General features: G+C 44.1%; 14 protein-coding genes and 1 pseudogene. 1 reads left to right on the top strand and 14 read right to left on the bottom strand.

The annotated features are described in order from the left end of the window. Positions 1-44: 44 nt before the first annotated feature. From pgsW to F6K57_RS04315, 4 genes and pseudogenes are all read right to left on the bottom strand, one after another. A complete protein-coding gene (pgsW, locus tag F6K57_RS04330) occupies positions 45-1,190 on the bottom strand; it encodes a poly-gamma-glutamate system protein (RefSeq protein ID WP_293065136.1) in 1,146 nt (381 codons plus the stop codon). A 22-nt stretch (positions 1,191-1,212) separates the two neighbouring features. Further along, positions 1,213-1,668, bottom strand: a complete 456-nt coding sequence (gene pgsC / locus F6K57_RS04325) for a poly-gamma-glutamate biosynthesis protein PgsC (protein ID WP_293065133.1) — start codon at positions 1,666-1,668, stop codon at positions 1,213-1,215. Continuing rightward, on the bottom strand, positions 1,655-2,866 hold the full coding sequence (gene pgsB, locus F6K57_RS04320; protein WP_293065130.1) for a poly-gamma-glutamate synthase PgsB: 1,212 nt from the start codon (positions 2,864-2,866) through the stop codon (positions 1,655-1,657). The genes pgsC and pgsB overlap by 14 nt, the downstream gene beginning before the upstream one ends. A 321-nt stretch (positions 2,867-3,187) precedes the next feature. Next, positions 3,188-4,091 (bottom strand): annotated as a pseudogene (locus F6K57_RS04315) (IS982 family transposase). Positions 4,092-4,800: 709 nt separating this feature from the next. Between F6K57_RS04315 and F6K57_RS04310 the strand changes: the two are divergent. Next, positions 4,801-5,310: a hypothetical protein gene (locus tag F6K57_RS04310; protein ID WP_293018285.1), complete on the top strand. Its 510-nt coding sequence runs from the start codon at positions 4,801-4,803 to the stop codon at positions 5,308-5,310. A 237-nt stretch (positions 5,311-5,547) separates the two neighbouring features. Here the strand turns inward: F6K57_RS04310 and F6K57_RS04305 are convergent, their stop codons facing one another. The 10 genes from F6K57_RS04305 to F6K57_RS04260 all read right to left on the bottom strand — a co-directional run bounded on the left by F6K57_RS04305 (position 5,548) and on the right by F6K57_RS04260 (position 17,994). Beyond that, on the bottom strand, positions 5,548-7,062 hold the full coding sequence (locus F6K57_RS04305) for a glycosyltransferase family 39 protein (RefSeq protein WP_293018287.1): 1,515 nt from the start codon (positions 7,060-7,062) through the stop codon (positions 5,548-5,550). Between the two features lie 12 nt (positions 7,063-7,074). Continuing rightward, the gene (locus F6K57_RS04300) at positions 7,075-8,661 is read right to left on the bottom strand and encodes a glycosyltransferase family 39 protein (protein ID WP_293018289.1); all 1,587 of its coding nucleotides are present in this window, start codon (positions 8,659-8,661) and stop codon (positions 7,075-7,077) included. A gap of 235 nt (positions 8,662-8,896) precedes the next feature. Then, positions 8,897-9,466 carry a metal-dependent hydrolase gene (locus tag F6K57_RS04295; protein ID WP_293018291.1) on the bottom strand — a complete coding sequence of 190 codons (570 nt, stop codon included), beginning with the start codon at positions 9,464-9,466 and terminating at the stop codon, positions 8,897-8,899. 278 nt (positions 9,467-9,744) lie between these two features. Then, positions 9,745-10,710: a lysylphosphatidylglycerol synthase transmembrane domain-containing protein gene (locus F6K57_RS04290; RefSeq protein WP_293065126.1), complete on the bottom strand. Its 966-nt coding sequence runs from the start codon at positions 10,708-10,710 to the stop codon at positions 9,745-9,747. Positions 10,711-10,721: 11 nt separating this feature from the next. Beyond that, positions 10,722-12,074, bottom strand: coding sequence for a hypothetical protein (locus F6K57_RS04285; RefSeq protein WP_293065123.1), 1,353 nt, complete (start codon positions 12,072-12,074; stop codon positions 10,722-10,724). A gap of 85 nt (positions 12,075-12,159) precedes the next feature. Next, positions 12,160-12,954 (bottom strand): acyltransferase, encoded by a 795-nt coding sequence (locus tag F6K57_RS04280; protein ID WP_293065120.1) that lies wholly within the window; start codon positions 12,952-12,954, stop codon positions 12,160-12,162. Continuing rightward, entirely contained in the window at positions 12,947-13,975 is a 1,029-nt protein-coding gene (locus F6K57_RS04275) for a lysylphosphatidylglycerol synthase transmembrane domain-containing protein (RefSeq protein WP_293018299.1), read from the bottom strand. Before F6K57_RS04275 ends, F6K57_RS04280 begins: the two co-directional genes overlap by 8 nt. 177 nt (positions 13,976-14,152) lie before the next feature. Then, entirely contained in the window at positions 14,153-15,583 is a 1,431-nt protein-coding gene (locus F6K57_RS04270) for a Coenzyme F420 hydrogenase/dehydrogenase, beta subunit C-terminal domain (RefSeq protein WP_293018303.1), read from the bottom strand. Between the two features lie 17 nt (positions 15,584-15,600). After that, on the bottom strand, positions 15,601-16,806 hold the full coding sequence (locus F6K57_RS04265; protein ID WP_293039959.1) for a polysaccharide pyruvyl transferase family protein: 1,206 nt from the start codon (positions 16,804-16,806) through the stop codon (positions 15,601-15,603). A 165-nt stretch (positions 16,807-16,971) separates the two neighbouring features. Then, entirely contained in the window at positions 16,972-17,994 is a 1,023-nt protein-coding gene (locus F6K57_RS04260; protein WP_293065115.1) for an NAD(P)-dependent oxidoreductase, read from the bottom strand. Positions 17,995-18,004: the final 10 nt, after the last annotated feature.

The raw sequence follows: 18,004 nt of genomic DNA, 5'->3' as shown, positions 1-18,004 counted from the left end.
ATTTCACGATATTTTATCCTCCTAACGACATTTTTATGGAGGTTTTATGCAACTGGCAAGTCTTTTTCTGCCAAGTTTGTCTCTGCCGAATTCAAGATAATAGTTCCTTGCCTTTCTTTGACCAATAGCAACAATAAAGCAGTAATCACCGTGAAAACCGCAATTACCAAAAACTTATTATAGTGGCTAAATATTTTTACTTCACTGACAAGAGGTATTTCTTCAATATCGCAAGGCATATTAAGTCTTTTGCAAAGTTCTGTCATATGTCTCATCTGAATTACAGGCATACCACTTTCCGCAAATCTTTTCATCAGACTGTCAGAAGTACCTGGTTTTATCCGCATATTTTTATTGAGTCCAGCCTGGAAAATTCTTTCTTTGGTATCGTCACCTACAGATATCTTGCCACCTCCTACATTTACATAAAGTTTGATTGTATCACTATCACTATATTGACTGTAAATACTCATTCTATGGTCGATATTTTGTCTTCGATCTATTTCGTAAATATAGTACATCTTATTGCGCTTGATAATTTCTTCCATCATTTGTACTGCTTGTGCTTCCAGTCCTAATCCTAAATCTTCCAATCCACCCCGAGAAGCAGCTACAGACCGATTGGAAATAATTTGTTTTTCGTTGAGAATTCTTTCCATATCAAGCCATGCTAGATTGGGAAGATTAGATCCCCATGAGGAACTGCCAACACTGGAGATCGCAATAACTTTTATATCCATTGCTTCTGCTGCCGCCATAACAGCAAGATTCAAAGCTGGATAGGAACCGCTGAAGCTTGCAGCTATAGTATCTCCATTTTTTACTCCCGCTTTTATGTATAAATCGACCATTAATGCCGCCCAATTTGGATTAATTGTTGCTACTTTAGCGGTAGGAGCAACTACCATTGTTGTTATCGGGGATGATAGCACTCCTATCATCCCCGACTCAATAAACTTATTAAGTTTGTCCGCATCATATTGATCGTAGTATTGTTCGCCAACTTCTTTCTGACGATACTCTTTTATAGTCTCCATACCAGCTTGCATTATTTGGGCAGCTTTTATCTCTGTCTCTCCAGCTTTCACCGAAATATTTTCCACAGCCATTAAACCTATCAACGCTACTATAGCGACGGTCAGGATAATTTTCCAAGTCTGTTTTTCCGATTGCCAGTACAGTCTTTTCATGTTCAAAAACCTCCTAGTGCTATTAGCTCACCAAAATTAGGATTAACTTAACCAGTACGCTGCCTATTATCACACTTGATAAAGCTTCAACCCAACCATAAGATTCCATATTGTTCGCAATCAATCCTGGAATAACATAACCAATAACATTAAGTGAGTCTTGTCCCATCTCCATACCACCTCCTAAATTTCCTGGCGATAATATATCCCAGATTAATTTGAATCCAAATCCTAAAAGTATGGCGATCGCTGTTTTTCGTCTACCGTATATAATCAGCTTATAACTGAGAACACGAACAATTAAATATACCAGGAAACTCACAGCAAAAGTTACTACCATACTCAATGGTCTATCCAGGTAAAGAGCAATATATCCCGGAACAATTATTCCCCCCGGATAAAATCCTGTAATGTTGGCAAACAAGACGCTGATTACTATCCCGATCGCGATCGCTTCGGTCAAACTATTTTCCCACATTTACTTCTCCTGTTAATTTCGCTTTCTTCTCCACCAGTTCGATTAGATTTACTCCCCCATCCTTGATATTTCCAACACCCATCACCATTGAGGAAGCTTCAGAAATCTCTACTATTCTTTCCCAGATATCTTCCGTTATCAATCCTTCAGCGTTAATTATTTCTGAATCAGCTATTCCCTGCCCGATCGCTATTTTAATTAGGACATCACATTTTTCTCCTATTACTATATACTTATCAGCTGGCTTCCATTGAATTATATATTGACCAATTTCCTGGGAACGGCTAATTCTATCTTTTCTCGTATTTATTACCATTATTTTTGTTGGTTTTTCGCTATGGCGCAAAACAGCATTATTCCAATTTTTTTCTGTCGATTCTATATCATTAGCTGCAAAACCATTAATGAAAACTATTTTTTCACCGCCTTTGTCAATAGTATACTCCTTCATTGATCCGATATCTGGAGTAGCTTTATACATGCCTTTTAATGCAATGTCTTTGGAAACATTTAAAGCACTGCATACTGTTAGCGCTAAAGCTACGTTTTCTTTATGTTCTATATAAGCAAATTTACTCATGTCTTCATCTGATATCCTCTCTAATTCTGCTGGTGATACAACCAATAGTTCGCTATTACGATCTTGGCAAGCCATCTGAAAATCTTCTCGATAATCTTGTGCTGCTGTGAACAGCTTCCCATTTTTGGGAATCGTTCCCAAAAGTGCTAGAGTCACATCCCGCTTTCTCGGGCCCATAACATCAAGATGATCTGCACGTACATTGGTGATTACTCCATGAGTTGATTTAATCATATTTAACTCTGTTACCGCCTGCAAACGAGGATTAAGTGCCATACATTCTATTACCAACACTTCCGCCTGGTTTTTCGCAGCAAATGCCACTATTTTTAACTGCTCGATTATGTTAGCTTTCGACTTTATTCTGTAAACTGGCAATTCTCGCCCTTTATCTGTAATTAATCTTGGCTGAGTTCCGGTGGTTTTGGCAAATACCTTGAAACCCCCTTCCCTAAGACCACCAGCAATTAATCTGGTGACCGATGATTTTCCCCGGCTACCATTTACATGGATTCTGACCGGTATAGACATTAGGTTTTTGATATGAATTACATATTCTAAACCCAGAACTATCAACATGATTATTGTCGCCACTGTGATCACGAGCCAAGTATTCAATCTACTTTCCTTCCTTCAGTTATTTTTTATGTTACAGACAATACCATATTTTTTGCAGTTCTTTGGGATAGAGCTCACTTGACAAAAGAGACTTTTGTGCCTGGGGGGCGACATGCAAAAGGATTTGAGCTTGCATGTCGCCCCCCCAGTTCATAACTGAAGTTCCCCTGTACAAATGTACTATCTATGCCCAAAAGTTATGCCAATCCTAGCTTTGAGTGCTGTAGAACAATAGTACTACTGGGTACAACCAGTTTGAGAAAATGCTTGTACCTATTGCTATGATTAGATTACAGCGTACTAGACTAACGTCAGTTTTGGTTAAGCGGAAGCAGGTAATAACTGTTCTAGGCGGAGGGAAGGCTTTTTGGGCTGGTGGCAATAGGCAATCAGCCCACCCAACAGATTAATCAGAAAATTGACGGGACTGCGATGGCGGGTGTGTTCAATCTGAGAAATGTTCTTCAACTGGTCGAGGATGGTCTCAATAATGCTTCGCTTGCGGAGCAATAGCTTGTCCCACAACGGCAAGAGTCGGTTCTTCATGTTTTTTTTCAACGGGGTAATCAGTTGTAAACCTGTAGTTTGCCAAAGTTGCTCACTGAGTTTTTTGGAGATGTAGCCTTTGTCTCCAAACAGCTTACCCGTCAAGCTTTTAACCAGCGCGGGAACGGGTTTGCGGTCATCGACATTCCCCGGTGTCAGGGTGATATTGAGTAGTTCTCCGCAATCATTGACTACCAAATGAAGCTTAAAGCCAAAGAACCAATCTACAGAAGTGCGTCCACGCGCTGCCTGTCCAGAAAAGGTACGATGTTGAGAAATCCGTCGATTATGACAAACTTTCAGCTTCGTGGAATCGATAAAACTCACCCCAGTATTTTAACCAAAGCAGTATCGCAGGTAAGCACACAGGGGTAACAAGGTTGAAGGGAGTAACTGTACGAAACGTGAGTAGCTGACCAGACCAGGAAAAGCCTCGTGCCAGTAAGGTTGAACCAGTTTTTGATAAAAGTCCTTAAAAGTGCGGTAGCCCATTTGATGGAAGGCAATCACAATCGTCATCCGTTCACTCAAACATAGACCCGATGACCGATTGCGATATTCTGCGCCCGCTTCTAGTAGTTGTCTGTTCCATAAGGGTTCAAATGTTTGACAGAAGTCATTGCCCTATCGGGCACGCTACGCGAACGACATGGCAAAACAGGTTTTCTATACTAAGCATGGGGCAAGCTAGGGGTTGACGGTTGGCACTTTCAGCCTACCTGCTTCGCTCCTCCTTATCCAAAACTGACGTTAGACTAGTGTGGCGCGTACGCATTGGCTATTCATTATAGCACAACTTAGTATCCCATGGCCAGAAAACCCCTACGCCATGTGAAGGTTTGTTTTTGATAAGTGTACGCTCTATAATAAAAAATTAATAGATGAGCGCCTTGCATCAGCACTACATAAGGCGATGAATCGATTTGTACCCAGTAGTACATTAGTCCTACCTGTCAAAATGTAGGCACCGTAAGAGTTCAGGGATTCATAGTACACGTGTATGGGGGAACTTCAGTCATAAACGAAAGTATTATCAACGAGGTCTAAGGGCTAAGTCGCTTATACAGCGGTTTGCAATTCAGTTAGGTACAAAGTTCTGGGTTTTTAGGGACTGAGGCCGTGGGCCACGCGGGGCGCGTTCGGAGCAGGGAAGAGGGAAGTCGGAAGTCGGAAGTCGGAAGTCGGAAAACAATCCTGTGTACCTGATAGTTATGCAAACCGCCGTAGAGTCTGCGTTTTAGCTTATTTCGTCGCCCCCTCAGGAGAATTGCTGTATTTCCTTACTCTTAATATTAAGTTTTATTTCGAGATTGGAAATTTATGGAACCTACAGTGTATTTACGGATATCTAGAGAACAAATATCCCAAATATATGACGAGGTTCAACAATGAAAAAAATCGGTTCTACTACTCTACTCATGTTCGCTACACTCTCGGGACTTCTGTTGTTTGCTCCCCCAGTAAAAGCGGATCAAATCAGATACTGTTACAGTGTCCCTCGTTACTACGTTGAGAAGGATGCAGCTAACCATCGTGAAGCTTACGATGATGGTTATCAGGAGGGGCGACGTGATGCCAGGAGGGGTATAGCTTATGAAGAGCGCACCGCAGGGGGCGAGTTTAGCCGTGGCTATCGTCATGGATATTACGGTCGCCGCTACAGAGGTCAGCGGCGTCAGGTTGCAGACCGCCGTAACTACTACAACACCAGGGAGTGTCGTACCTACAACTATGACGATAATGAGAATATGAAAGATGTTTTGGGCAGGATTTTGCACCAATTTGAAAGGGATCTGCGTTGGGATATGAACTGGAACAATAATCCTCAACGATACGAGGAAAGGTACGAAGATAGAAGCCAGGACAGAAACTCTCAATTATATCGATATCCAAGATAGTTGTTCATTCAAGTATTTCCATAACCGAGTCACTATGGTGCTGCTACTACCTTATGAAAGCTTTGGGGAGTTGGTAGTGGTACACAATTGGTGATTTTAGCTCCTGTTACCTTTACCAGACCGTAGCCAAACCACTACATGTTTACCATTACCGATTCTAATTTGATGAAATTGCGATCGCTACAAACCAGCAATAACTACTTTTAGGCTTACTTCAATAGACAACTGCGGCGAAGTCTACTCGTCAGAGGTTTGATCTGCAGAACGTGGTTTAAGCAGAAAGATTTCTATCCCATCAATGGGTTTCTCTCGGGTTTCAATCTGAAATTGCTCTTTAACAACAGACCGAAATAGTTTCGACGACTTGACATAAACTAGCCATAAACGAGATTGGGTTGGGGGCAAACTGCTAACCCAACCTTCTATCGCTTGCTGATCGTTTTTTCTAACCGATCGCGGGAGTACATCCTTAATCTCAATACTCCCAGAGCCATGATAGTAATGATTTAATGCTACAGGTATTCTCTGACCAATGGACCAAACAATCACATCACCCGGTTGTTCTTTGGTGGCAATGGTTTCCACTAAACCACGCCAATTTTCTCGATCCAGCACGGTATAGTAACGCTTTAGCCCACCACCAACAGCAATGGCATAGATCAGGGCTATCACCAACGCACCAATACGCCATCGACGCCAAATGCCGAGCCCAGCGGCTGCTAAAAGAATAAATAGGTATGGAGCTGCTAACAGTAGGTAACGATTAACCCAAAGAGAGCGAGAGACTTGGGACACTGAAAAGAACAGAACTAAGGGTAAAAACGCCCAAGCCGCAATCCAAGCCAGCTTACCTGAGCGTGGTTTGTTGAATAGGACAACACCTAGCAAACAGGTCAACATGACAGAGTAGGCATTGTAAAACCAGTAGATGGCATTGGAATTGGCTCGACCAAAGGGCCAAGCGGTAAAGCGACCTGGCTGCATGATCACATGCAGTAAACCAGGACTAGTGCGTCCACCGAGATCACGAACTGATGTACCAGGTACTTTTACACCTCCCATAAATTTGGCGCTTTTAGTTACTAGGGGAAACACCCATGGCAACCATAAAATACCAATCAGTAACAGTCCGACCCCGAAACGGAACAAAACACGAGGTTGATTCCGATACTTCCAGCCAAACACAACTATGTCTGGGAGCAGCAGCGCTACGTTAATGGGTGTGGTGATAATTGCCAAGAATCGCAGACCAGCCCATCCTAATAGTAAAGGAGTCGTTGGACGTTCTAGGGCGTGGGTTAAGATCAGTGTGCCAGCAACACCAAAGAATGTACTCGGTGCGTACATCCGGACTTCTTGGGCATGATGGATAAACAGGGGTGAGAGGGCAACGATGAGGGCAGCAATTAAGCCAGTGGACTCTCCCATTAAGCGCCGACCAAGCCGATAGGTAACAAAAACAGTACCAATACTAAACACAACGCACAATCCCCGCAGCCAAGCATCACTACTGCTAACTATCATCCAGATCCGTAAAAGGATCTGATATAGGGGGCGTGTACTATTAAAGACTTGCTCTAGGTGCTTGGCACGATGAATACTAATGAGTTCATCAACCCATAGGCTTTCTGTACCAAGTTGATAGAGGTACAATCCAGTGGCTAATAGTAAGATTAAGGTAATGGGCATCCATGGTCGGAACCAATTTCCTCGCTCTAGGAGCGCTGCTGTTTTGTAGTTGTTGGCTTTCATGCTCTCTAATAATCAAAGCCCTAGAGCTGAGACCGATGTTGATTTGTTTTTGATATCAGTAGGATTTGGAGTATCAGTAGAATTGAGAGAATTGGGTATGACCAGAAATAGATGCATTAAATCATTTTGTCTATAAAAGTTCTCGTTAGTGAATTCTGCGTGTCTTTCCAGGTCAAAATGTTCTTTGAAAACAGTGCGAAACTTTTTTTGGTCAAAACCTGTGCCGCAAACTAGCCAGAGCCGCGAGGAAATAGGTGGCAAGTTATTTAGTGCTTCCTCTACGTCAGGCTTTTTGACTTGAGCAGAAGGACAAAGTTTCTTCAGAGAATAGATCGGGGCATCTCCATTATAGTAATGACCCAGCGCTGAGGTCATTTTTGGCGAACCTATGGATAACACGATGGTATCACCAGGTTTTTCATTCATGCTAATTGTTTGCGCTACATTTCGCCAATCTTGGCGATCCTGCACGGTGTAATAGCGTATTAGCCCACTGCTAACGGTAATGGTATAGATAATTGCTACTGCGATCGCTAAACTCCGTTTCCAACGCCACAATCCCATCAAGCCAGCGGCCAGAATAATCAAAATGTATGGGGATAAAAACAGTATGTAACGGTCTATCCATAATCGTTTAGACACTAAAAAAATCATGACTGACGGTATAAACGCCCAAGCAGCAATCCAACACAGGCGTGGTTTGTGGTTTTTGTGGATGATGGCAATACCGACCAAGGCAGCTAATAGTAGACTGTAGGCTTGATAAAACAAGCTGCTGACCTTCGATGTGGAAGGAAATGGAAAGGCAGTAAAATTCTTTAACTTACGTAAAACATCCACAAAACTCGGAAATGAGTGTCGAGTAGCCGATGCATCAATTTTGGCGATGGGATTAAGGGCCTTGCTTAGGAAGGGCAGGCTTCCAGACACTAGAGATAACAAAGATGGTAACCACAACAGGATCACCAGCAACAGCCATTTGCCGAAAGCTAATAATGTAGCCCGTTGCTTGCGAAACCGAAACCATACCAACCAGATGTCCGCGAAGAGCAGGGTGGCATTGAGTGGGGCAGTTAGGTTTACCAACAGTCGTAGGCTAGCCCACCAAGCCATTGAGGTGGTAGTAGGATTCTCAAGAGCATGCACTAGCGCTAGGGTACCACCTAGACCGAGACAAGTGCCTAGGGTGTACATACGAACCATTTGGGCAAAATTGATGAACAGCGGCGATAGAGCTAAGAGGAGGGCAGCAATCAAGCCTGTTGGCTTTCCCGCTACACGACGACCAAGCTGGTAAGTTAGAAATACACTGCCCAATCCAAACAAGACAGACAACCCCCGCAACCAAGCATCGCTGGTGCCAAACTGCATCCAGAGCCACAGGAGGATGAAATACACTGGGCGGATTAGACCCAGATGGCCTGGTAAGCCTTTGGCATCATTAACACTGTAGAGTTCATCCACCCACAGGCTCTCTGTGCCGAGTTGATAGAGGTCAAACCCAGCCGCCAATAGCAAAATTAAGGCGATGGGAATCGATTCCCAAAGCCAATCGGCTTGGATTGAGGTTTCTGTTGAATTAAGTTTTTCTGCTTTCATGGATCTGACCAACCTTATCTACAATCAGTATTAAGAACCACCGTGATCAGACGAGGGTTCATCATGGCTCAGGAAAGATGGTTGATCGCCATCAACAAAGAACGATTAACCTCTTACCAAAGTAAATTGGGACACACGGCCATATTACTTATCAGCCTTGTTTTAGTCATTTATGCAAAAGATCTATTATTGTCTCGATAACCTGATCACCTGATCAGCCCATCACCCTTGGCCTCTATCTTGCCAATGGTTTTCTGCCGTCAGTTTTCCCAAACCCATACCATGCCAGTCCTACCAATGGTGTAAGTACTACGATTTCCCACAGTATTCCCAAGAAATTAGGAATACTCAATATGGTGCGCACCATACCCAATTCTGGATTAAAATAATCAAATCGGGCAAAGATGGTAATAGGTGAAATAAAATACTCTAGGGAAAAAGGCCAGAGTGCCTGGACTCCGAAAGGTGCTGTTGGGTCAGCTACTAGCATATCCAAGAGAATGTGGCTGCCATAAACTAGAGCTGCCCAAATTCCCCACCGGAGCCGATTTAACCTCCAACGTCCCACTAGCCAAGCAACGAAGATGCCAATTACGGCGGCTACTATCAAGCTGTGGGTGGCCTGACGGTGAAAAGCTCCTGGATTTCCAACCAGCAGCAATCCAGGCAGAATGTCTATGTCTGGCAAATTCGTGAGCAATACTGAACCATACAACAGCCGAGTTTGCTGATGCCAAGCTACATAAGGGCGTGCCAGAACAAATCCACAAATACCGGCTAATGTGTGTCCTACTGGTGATGGCATTTTATTAATTTTAATTGGTAATTGGTAATTTTAATTGGTAATTGGTAATTTATATTTGGTAATTGGTAATTTATATTTGGTAATTGGTAATTTATATTTGGTAATTGGTAATTTATATTTGGTAATTGGTAATTTATATTTGGTAATTTATATTTGGTAATTTATATTTGCTCTGACTATTGTTTATTGATCACCATTACACCTGATTACCTGATCATCCGATTACCCGATCACGACCTTACCTGATCACGACCTTACCTGATCTGAGTTAATCACCTTTACTTGCGCAAAGCGTATACAATTCCCCCCAGCAGCCCCTGAATTATCACGATTCCGTAAGCCAGCCAAGCAAAGGCAATCGCTTCGGATCTGGCAATATTGTAGCCGTAAGCCGCAAAAAAGAATACAAATGCATTCTCACGGAGACCAATCGCGTTGATCGATACAGGCAACACCATGATCAAGGAGACTAGGGGAATGATCACAAAGAAACTAAGAAGGGGAACCGGTAAATCCAGTGCCTTGGAAATTAGGTAATAATGAGCGATGACACTGATTTGCACCATCAGTGACAACCCCATCGATATAGCCAAGGCATGTTTGCGGTTCCCAAAGGCTAGGAAAGCTTTAATAATATTCAATACCTTGTTTTTTATGGGGTGCCAAAAGGGTAGTTTTATCTTGCTAATAACCCTTGAAATCTTCTGAGAGGGTATGAAAATCATCGAGACTACAAGCATAATTGCTGCTGTACCTAGCATTACCCACAGGTGAAGTAATGGTAACTGGGCGATCAATGTCTGAGAAAAAAACAGCGCCCCGAGGCCAAACAGCATCAAACCCAGTAAACCGAGGAAACGATCCAAAAACACAGTGGCTAGTGCGACTGACTTGCTGGTTCCCAAGCGCCAGGCATCATAAGCCCTAATAGCATCCCCACCAATAGTGGAGGGCAAAAAATTACTGAAGAATATGCTGACCATGTAGGACTTATACAAATAAGGGATCCTAGCTTTCACATTCTGAGCCAAAAGCAGTACCCGCCACCGATGAGCTCTGATGTAGTAACTGGCTAAGTAGACCACAAACGCTGCTATTAAAAGAGGAATGTTGGCAGAACTCACAGCTAGGAAAATTTCGGGCAGATTTGTCTTGCGCAACGCCCAAGACAGTAGCACTATGGAAACGCCGCATTTAATTATCGTAAGAATCAATTTTTTCCTAGCAGCTAACCTTTTTTCCATTGTTTTTTAGTTTATGGACTGTAGTAATTCCAAGTCATCTTACTGCGGCGGTACTGGTTTTGAGTCCATAGCCGTGGGCGATCAAGATTGGGATTAGCTTCGGGGTTGCTGTAAATGTGCAGCTGATTCCCATTGAGAACCATCACCTCTTCCCGCCAATCCCCAGACACATCAGCAACGTAAAGTCTCGCCGCCTGTTCTTTGAACCGATGGAGAAATTCTCCACTCAGGGCATCGAAAATGCCTACGTCTCCTGGTTTATGGCGCTCTTTGACAGCCACTAATTGCCTCGACTCTCCTGTCCAATCAATCGGGAAGATCACCTCTACACCTTTTTCTGTCCATCCCTTGGGAGCAACATCATCCATTTGATAGTCAGCAATCAGTTGACCTTGGGCATCAAATACAAAGGGTTTCTGGTGCTTGTTGTAACGGCTGCGGCACCACACTTCTAATCCCGGTCGTTGGGGGTCAAAATCACCAATGGCAGCATTTTGTGGTTCTTGATGCTTGTAGTGGGTTTTCCAAATTACGCGATCGCGGTTATAAAGGAAAACCCGATTGCCACCCCCCTCTTCCAGAGCTACCACCTCTAATCCTGGGATGTCTGGACGCACATCAGCCACAAACAGGGAGTCAATATGACCTTTTATGGGAATTCGCACCAGTAGCTCTCCTAATGGTGATATAATCGTCCCGCCCAAAACCTCATCTTTGCCATCTCCGTCGAGATCTGCCACCCGTGCCCCATTGTGGGCATTGGCAAGGAAATCATCTCGGGTCCACAAAGGTTTAAGGTTTTCACCTTTGAGTAGGTTGTCTAGGGAATAGGCTGCTAGATAACGACCCATACGGTATCCTTCAGCATTAGTGGTCTGAAGTAGTAAATCGCGATCGCCTTTGCCCCGGAAATTGGCTACTACTAGGTGCTCCCAACCCTCTGTACCTTCTAGAGATGGGAGTTTTATAGTTTTCTGAGTCTCTCCATTAACCCCCTCAACAATATGAAGGGTATTGTCCTTGGTTAAAAACAGAACTTCTGTCTTTTGATCTCCATCTACATCAGCTGCTTGGACACCTGGTCCATGAGTTCCAGGTAGTCCGTTTTGCTCCGACTTCCCTACCACTTGAATGTTGATCTGCTTTGCCCAGAGCTTTTTTCCAGAATGATCGTGAACTGCAATATAATCTGACTTAGTGATGATAAAATCTTGTTGGCCGTCATCGTTAATATCTGTTGTAATCAGCCCACCAATACGCCTGTCTGGAGCTGGTCCACCTACAGGAATGACTAGGGGTTCAATTTGAGAATAAGCTAAACTATTAGCCTGAGTCCTTGATTTTTCCGTGCTGGACTGACTCACACATCCCAAGTTGATAAAACTGAACAATAAAAATGCTGAAAATAGACCAAAATCCCATCTGTTTTTGCGGGATTGGTATCCTAAACTAGGGTTTTTTATATTCTGTTGATCCATTTTGATAACTCTCCGCAAGCTCTACCTTGCGCCAGCTTCGTACCTGTGCTGGCACACCCATCGCGATCGCGTATGCTGGAATGTCTTTGGTTACTACTGCACCCGCACCGACTATTGCACCTGTACCAATAGTTACCCCATCCAAAACAATCACATGTGCTCCTAGCCAGACATCATCACCGATGTGTACACCACCCTTAGTTGCTAGTGGTTGTTGGACAATTGGGATGTCAGTACGATCAAATTGGTGACTAACACCACCTAAATAGCAACGACCAGCGAAAATGCAGTGCTGACCAATATGGACTTCGGTAGTCGAGTCAATGCGGCACTCTGCACCAATATTGGCATGGGCACTGATAAAAATAGAGCCAGCACGGGTCTTGAGTTGAGCCGAGCGACCAATTTGCACCCCATCACTAATCTCAATCCGCTCATCTTCAAAACCCCTTACGGACAGTACTGCATAGTCATCGAGTACCACATTGCTACCCAGGTGAATACGACCCGGTGCACGCAAGGTGAGGTGATGACCGAAGAGTGCATTTTTACCCACACTACCGAATAACTGCGGGTATAAGATGCGCCGCAGCCCTAGCCCAAGAGCACCAGGGAGTTGACCTACCAGCAGCGTCAGCAGTTCATATTGTAGAAGTCGCCTCCAACTACGATCACCTAAGACTAAATCCTGATACTTTTTTATAAACGAGCTTTTACTATCAGCTGAGACAGCGCTGAAGCGAAACTGTTCATGTTTACTAGTCATCACCATTTTCTCCGTATTTGTTCGTCACTTCCATCGGTACTCCCTCACGGATGGGGCTACCATCACTGACGAACGGATAAAGTAGACTACCAATTCCAGCATGGAACAGGGTCTTTGCTCTCAACAGCAATGCCGTTGAAAATGCTAGTGCAGGGGTAGCACCTACCAACCCAAGAGTGAAGCTGTAGGCAAACTCCATCAGACCAATACCTCCAATCGAGATTGGTAAGTTCATGATAAAGAGGATAACTGGCACTGCTACGAGCATGCTGACAAAATCGATCTTGGAGCCGAAGGCAAGTGCACTAACCCAGACATTCATGACCGCTAAGAAGTAGAAGATTAGAGAATTAATTAGAGCCCCCCAGATTGCCCCTGGGTCACTCTGATAGGCCAGCACTGCTTGCCGAAATTTCTCAATCTTGACGAAGAGTTTCTGCAGCAAGGGTACACGCCTTACCAATAGCTTCTGAGTCAACCGGAATGGTCGTTGGTCAATAATCAACCAGCAGATCAATGCAATGCCTATTGACCCGATGGCAAGGCCAATAGTCAACCAGGGCAGGTTGAACAGGTGCAGGTTGACCACTACTGCCACCATTGCTAACAAGACCAGGGTGGCCAAACCAGTGAAACGTTCCACAAAGACTGAGGCTACAGCATCGGCGTAGCGTCCAGTGTAGCGCCCTAGTTGATGCATCCGGACCACATCGCCCCCAATGCTGCTTGGCAGCACCAGATTGAAGAATTGACCAACCATATAGTAAGCAAACAGCCGCCAAAGATTAACTGGCAAGCCACGAGAGCGCGAAAGCATGTACCACTTGAAGGCGCTAGATAGATTAAGCAACAGCCCAAACCCAATCGATGCCAACAAAAATGGTGGTTTGACGTGAACGAAGGTGTCTAACAAATCCCGCCGTCCGTCAGCGCTGAACAACCCTGCCTTGTGAACAACATATACTAATAGTGCAGTTGTGCCAGCAATGCGGACAAAACGTAGTGTCGAGTTTTTCGGCATTCCAAGAGCTTGTTAAAGATTTTTCATTGGTAATTTGTCATTTGTAATTAGTAATTAATAATTGGTAATTAGTAATTGGTAATTGGTTTACTATCTACTATTACCAGATTGAGGTTTTGGAGTTTTGCTCATCTATACTGATCATTAGATTTACCTTACTTACTTGATGTCAATTATTTATTGGGTATCCAAGGCAGGGTCTTGTTTTTGCCTTTTTTTTGCTTGTTTGCGTAAGCGCCGTGCAGCCTTGAAGGCTTTGTAGCGCATTTTCACTGCTGTAAACACTTCCCCAAACCGTGAGAAAAAGATGGCCAGCATCAACTGGCGCATCCATTTGCGCTTAGAGAAAATAAAGGTAGCCTGACGCAAACCCTCGTGACGGTGGTCTTCTTTAGTTGGTGGGGAAATCGGTAAATGGTACTGGGGTGCAGATATTCCCTGGGCTTCACGCCACTGGATACGCACGAAGGGAGAGACACGTTTGTCACGGTAGAGGTGATCAAAACTGGCTTCCACTTCCTGCTTACCTAAAGGCATAGCGGTAATATAGCCCGATTCACGCATCTGTTGTAAAATCTTTTGACCACGTTCCGTGCGGCACATGACCATGCTTGTACCTTCCGGGTGTAGGTACTCGCCATCCTCACCGCGCACCCAGAAGTCGGAAACTGAAATATCCGCAAACTCAGCACTATAGTCAGGACACATCAGGCAACGCTGGGGTGTATAGAGATGGTAGAGGTAATTATAGGCACCATCCTTGTAATCAAACCTGTGCAGGTCGAGGCGCTGACCGTCGAGGGTTTCGATCTGAAACTTGCCAGGGAAGTTACCACCACGATAGAAGAAGCGCTTGATCTTCTCTTGGGGAAGACGACGGTGGGATAGCAACTCAGTAGTACCTTCTTTTTCTAAGGTGCCGTGGCAAGCTAAGCCAATGGTGAAGATTTCCCGGCGTACCAAAGGCTTATAGACCTTCTCCAATTTCCGTAAACCCTCAATCTGACAGCCTACACCGACAAAGGCAAACTTGCCTTCCAGTTTTTTGACGTCACGTATGACTTTGGCATGGGGGACAACACAATACTTGGAGCCAGCAGTGGCTCGAATTTCTGCCTCGGTGCGGCAAATCACAGGTGTGGGTGTGATGGGATCATCTGGCTCATAACCCACAGTCAGGGCAGCATCAATTATCCCTTCTTTGACCATACCAATCAGCAGTTGGGAAACGAGTCCACCACCACTGCCTTCTGCCTGCACCTGGGGATTGTTAGCAAAAGTCAAAAAGGCACTCTCGTAAATGCCACCAAGCCCCTCTGGTGCCTGCTCAACGCCGAACATTTTCTTATACTGAGCAGTGTAGTCAAAGTCTATACCGGGACAAACTTTTACACAGAGTCCACAGTCAACACAGGTTTTAGTATCAATAACTGGGTATCGGTGTTCGTCAAAGGAAATGCAGTCTACAGGGCAGATGGGATCGCAAGCACCGCAGCGGGTACACAGATCCTTGGGAACCACATACAATGGCTCAGTCTGCTGCTGTTTGTGAAGTGGCAAATAGCCATCTTCAGACATGCTTAATTCTGTTGCCTTCGATTTTTTCAATTTTTCCTCTCTGTTGCTCAAGCTGTAACTTGCACCTCAGATTGCTGCCGCTGGGCCAACAATTGGCTCACCAGTTCAACGCTACTGCGGGCTTTAGCTTGCTCCCGCTGCACCAGTGGTGTCATGGCCGCTCGCGTTTCATGGCGCTGTTCCCAAGCAGACTTAATTAAATTTGTCAAGGTGTTGGTGGTTAGTTCATCAAAGTTGATCAACCAGTTGTCCTGACCAATGGTTTTCATGAAGCCTGCTGTTTTAGGGTAGGAGTTAATGGCCACTACAGGGGTGAGAACTCCTGAAGCCAAAATTACGGAATGAGTCCGCATCCCCACATGGACTTCTACCCGCTGTAGCAAGCCAGCAATTTCCTGGTAGGTGTAAGTAGCATTACTGATTACCCGGATGCGATCGCGCCGCTTGACATACTTCAAACTCTCGTTGGTAATCTTGGTATCCATGACTTGGGTGATGGTATACATAATCTCAATGTCTAATTCCTCAATCAGTCGGTCGAGAGTAGACCCGATTGCCTGCAAAAAGCGTTCGCGCCCAAAAGTCTTGTTATCCTTGCGCCAGTTATCGATGTAGGCATTGATATTGAAACCAATAGTGCCTTTCGGATTTTTGAAAAGCCCCTCTTTGCCTATGATCTCCTCCATGCGTTCTGTTGGTGGCGGGGTAGTGTTGATGGCGCAATCCGCATTGATGTAAACGTCCTGGTAATTCAGTTTCTGTTGGTCAAGCAGTTGCTTTGATTGCTGATCTCGCAGGATCAGCATTGGGCTAGCATCAAGAACTCTTTGCAAAGCATACTTGCCCAGTGATGTAGTAATTGGTCCTAGACTGGCGTTGTAAAGTGCGATCGCAATACCGCGTGCCTTACAAGCTGGGGCGATTAAGGAAATTGTGGAGAGATAGTTAAACAGTGGGTTGAGTAACTTGCGATCAAACAGAATGTTATCGGTTACTAGCACCAGATCAGCTTGCAACATTGCTCGGAAAGTTGGCAAACCAAAAATCTTAATAGCACCATTCCAAGGCATTAATCCAAGTGCCTTGAGATTGTGGTGGCCAAAATGGCGTTTGACGAAGCGTGGGTTGAGAGTTGGTACTATAAACAACGCATCGGGATGTGCTGCGGCAATATCATCGAGCAGATTGCCTAAAATAGCAGCATCTCCTGCATTGCGACCTGAAAAGTTACCGAGAACTGTAATTTTTTTCATTTTTTCCTCAATCACTACCAAATTATTACGTTTTCACGGGATGAACGATACAAATAGTTGTGCCAAGAAGTTAGGAATCAGAATACTAATCAGGATTTACTCATTCAACTTACTCATTCAGTATAACCAGCCAGTTTTCACTGATTGAATCCCCATTAACCCAAATCAAAGAGATATCCATCCTTGGTCAAGATACCATTGGGCTAATTCCTTTAACCCTTCTTCATCGGAATGGACAGGCACAAACCCCAGTAAATTTCTCATCTTTGCTGTGTTAAATGAGCGGTCTTTTGTATAAAACGCTAGCCGTCTTCTATAAATAGGTGGTTCTATCCCCAGGGGACGACAGATGAATTCCAAAAAATCCCCTAAGGCAAACAGTGGCGCAGCTGGCAAGCTAATGAATTTAAATGAAATTCCATAGTATTCACTAATAATAGAGACCATTTCTTTAAAGGTTATCGCCTCCTTACTTCCACAAATAAAAACTTCTCCCACTGCTTTAGTATGGGTGGCTGATAGTATAAAAAAATTGGTCAAATCATCAACATGAATTAAGTGCAGTAAGTTACTTCCATTGCCAATTATTGGTATCCACTTACGGCCAACCATTTTGAAAATTTTCAAAAACCGTTTCTCCCCAGGACCGTAGATTCCTGACGGTCGTACCACAGTGACTGGTAAGCCTTCCTTTTTGGCAAAATCTCTGATCCACAGTTCTCCTTCTAGTTTGGTTTCCTGATATATATCTCCAGGATGCATTGGACAATTTTCATCACCAGGAGGATTTTCGACATGACCATGAACACCAATTGTTGAAACGTGAACAAAACGCTTAAAATCTGGTTCTTTTAAAGCGTATTTTGCTAGCAATTGTGTGCTTAAAACGTGGACATTGTAGTAGACATTGTCAGCGGATTTAGCTTCTCGAAAAGGAGTTACAATATGAAATATATAGTTAACTCCTTTTATGGCTTTCTTGATTAACTCTTCATCAAAAACATCCCCTTTAATCCATTCAATTTTAAGGTCATTGAAAGGCTCAAGTTTAGAACTAGGACGTGCAATAGCGACGATATCTAAACCTTGTGCCACTAATTTACGTACAAGAACTGAACCTGTAAACCCTGTAGCTCCAGTCACTAAGACGCGACTGCCAGTTGGGAGTTTGAATTGAGGATCTTCCATATTCTACTTT

Origin of the sequence: Moorena sp. SIO4A5, assembly GCF_010672005.1 — a bacterium.
GTDB lineage: Bacteria > Cyanobacteriota > Cyanobacteriia > Cyanobacteriales > Coleofasciculaceae > Moorena.
The sequence above is the reverse complement of the archived record's forward strand: the minus strand, read 5'-3'. Positions and strand labels throughout refer to the sequence as shown.